This window comes from Dietzia sp. DQ11-44, from assembly GCF_014145205.1.
GTDB classification, from domain to species: domain Bacteria; phylum Actinomycetota; class Actinomycetes; order Mycobacteriales; family Mycobacteriaceae; genus Dietzia; species Dietzia natronolimnaea.
Genome location: NZ_JAALEC010000486.1, coordinates 1 through 2,139, shown reverse-complemented (window position 1 = coordinate 2,139; position 2,139 = coordinate 1). Strand labels below are relative to the sequence as shown.

Sequence of the window (2,139 nt, the reverse complement as noted above, 5' to 3'; positions counted from 1 at the left end):
GCCGGCGACGACGCGGTGCCAGCGCAGCAGCTCGAGGAAGTGCGCCTCGCCTGTCTGGTCGGCCGCGTGTCGGATTCGGTCCACCAGCTCGTCCACGCCGGCACCGTAGCCGGGGCCTCCGACACCGGCGGTCAGTGCAGGTCGCGGGCGGCGATCAGACCTGCGACGAACGCGGCTGCTTTGTCGGCCTCGGCGTCGGTGAGGTCGTACTCCTGGCCACCAATCACCGTGCGAGCCGCGCCAAGAGGCTCGAGTCCGAACATGAGGCGGGTGCTGGCCGACAGCGCCGCCCGGTCGGCGATGTCGCCGACGGTGCAGTCCAGGGCGTCGGCGATCGCTGCGAGCTGGTCCCTGCTGAGTGCGCTGGGCGTCGCGGCCGGGCCGTGGGCGGTGGGCTGGGATTGTCCGCGCTCCCAGGCGCTGATCCAGGGGGATTTCACGCCGACGGCGACGGCGAGCTTGAGCTGGGACAGTCCGCGCTCGAGGCGGACGGCACGAATGGCACGGCCGAGTGAGCGGGCCTCGTCCGGTGTCACTGCCCCTCCCCCGCCTTGTCGGGTCGGATCTCGGCGACGACCGACCAGTGCCCGCCCTCGTGCGCGGTCGAGACCACGAACGCCTCGGCCCCGTCGAGGGCCCGCCCTCGTGCGCGGTCGAGGTCGATGTGGGCGTGCAGCTCGCTCGGCCCGGTCCCGATGAGGTACATGGTCGTCATCGTGCCTGGCGTTAGAGCTGTACGGGTGTCGCCCCTGCCGGGTGCGACTGGGGCGGCGCGTCGAGGGTCAGCAGCCATGAGGTCGCAGCCTGGATCGTCTCGGCGGAGACGGTCGCACCGATGGCGTCCCGGTCGACGGGCTGGCCGGTCTCGCGCTCGTGTTTGCATAGGTAGAGGTCGACGGCGTCGGAGACGGTGCCGGGGTCGATCGTGGCTCCGAGGGCTGCCAGGGCGTCGCTCACCTGGCACTCGAGCTGGGCCTGCACGGGCATCTGGTCTTCCCTTCTGGGTGGTGTCGGTCGCCGACTGCTATTGGGCGGCGGCCGGGCCTGCGGTGAGTGAGGCGCGGCGCTTAGTCTCGGTGCGCATGGCGCGGCCCTGGGCGAGGAGGATCTCGAACAACTCATCGGTGGGGGCTTCGGCGCTGGCGCGGGTGAGGGTCTGGGCGGTGGCGGCGAAGCGGCGACGGTAGGCGGCGTCGAGGACGTCGGCGGCGAGGGTGGTCAGCCCGACGGCAGGGGTTCCGAGCAGGGTGACGGTCTGGAGGGCATCGGCCAGGAGCCGGCCGTGGTGGCCGGCCATGCGTCCGGCGCTGGTCAGGGCGGCCAGGACGCGGGTCGGGTGGTGGGGCTCGTCTGCGGCGATCAGCTCGGCGATGACGGCGTACAGCTCGCCGTAGCGGGGGCCGAGGAAGTCGCCGGCAGTGAGGTGGCCGGTGATGTGGCGGGCCTCGGTGGTGTCGGTGGTGTGCAGCAGGGCGCACAGAAGGGCAGCTTCGGGGTCGAGCTCGGGGACGGTGGGGGCGTCGTCGGTGGCGGCGAGGTCGTCGACGTCGACCGGGTCGGCGGTGGCCTGCGGGTCCTCGGCGGTCATGGTCTGCATTGTGATGTCCCCTCCCCTGCTGGTGGGTGGCTTAGGCGGCGTGGGCCGCGAGGTTCTTGATGCGGTCGGGGCGGAAGCCGGCCCAGTGGTCGTCGGCGGTGACGACGACGGGGGCCTGGAGGTGGCCGAGGGCCATGACGTAGTCGCGGGCGGCGGCGTCGGCGGTGATGTCGACGAGCGTGTACTCGAGGCCGGCCTTGTCGAGGGCCTTGATGGTGGCCCCGCACTGCACGCACTGGGGCTTGGTGTAGACGGTGATGGTCATGGCGGTCTCCGTTCTGGGGTGGTGCCCGTCTGCCTCTCGGCGATGGGCCGGGTGGGGGCGGGTCAGGCGTTGGCGATCGTGCGGCCGATGAGTCCGACGATCTCGGTGTCGTCCTCGTCCGCGGAGACGACGACCCGGTCCTCGTGAACGGTGAGCGGGTTGACCGTGAGGTCGAGCACCTTGGCCAGGACCGATGCTGCCTCCCACGGCTCGGTCGCGGTGACCGAGTAGTTGATGCGAGCCATGTCCTTCTCCTTCCGGTTGTGCCGGGGGCCTC

The 2,139-nt window shown here is 71.7% G+C and carries 6 protein-coding genes; all 6 read right to left on the bottom strand.

Features of this window, described 5'->3' with window-relative positions; all coding sequences use genetic code 11:
- Positions 1–131: 131 nt before the first annotated feature.
- Positions 132–536, bottom strand: coding sequence for a helix-turn-helix domain-containing protein (locus G6018_RS12295; RefSeq protein WP_182639749.1), 405 nt, complete (start codon positions 534–536; stop codon positions 132–134).
- A complete protein-coding gene (locus G6018_RS12290) occupies positions 533–715 on the bottom strand; it encodes a hypothetical protein (protein WP_182639748.1) in 183 nt (60 codons plus the stop codon). Before G6018_RS12290 ends, G6018_RS12295 begins: the two co-directional genes overlap by 4 nt.
- Positions 716–726: 11 nt before the next feature.
- Positions 727–987, bottom strand: coding sequence for a hypothetical protein (locus G6018_RS12285; protein WP_182639747.1), 261 nt, complete (start codon positions 985–987; stop codon positions 727–729).
- Positions 988–1,024: 37 nt separating this feature from the next.
- Positions 1,025–1,597, bottom strand: coding sequence for a DnaB-like helicase N-terminal domain-containing protein (locus tag G6018_RS12280; RefSeq protein ID WP_182639746.1), 573 nt, complete (start codon positions 1,595–1,597; stop codon positions 1,025–1,027).
- Between the two features lie 31 nt (positions 1,598–1,628).
- Positions 1,629–1,862, bottom strand: a complete 234-nt coding sequence (gene nrdH, locus G6018_RS12275; protein ID WP_182639745.1) for a glutaredoxin-like protein NrdH — start codon at positions 1,860–1,862, stop codon at positions 1,629–1,631.
- Between the two features lie 62 nt (positions 1,863–1,924).
- Positions 1,925–2,139, bottom strand: a 215-nt coding sequence (locus G6018_RS12270; protein WP_206685267.1) for a hypothetical protein, incomplete at its 5' end; no start/stop codon positions are given.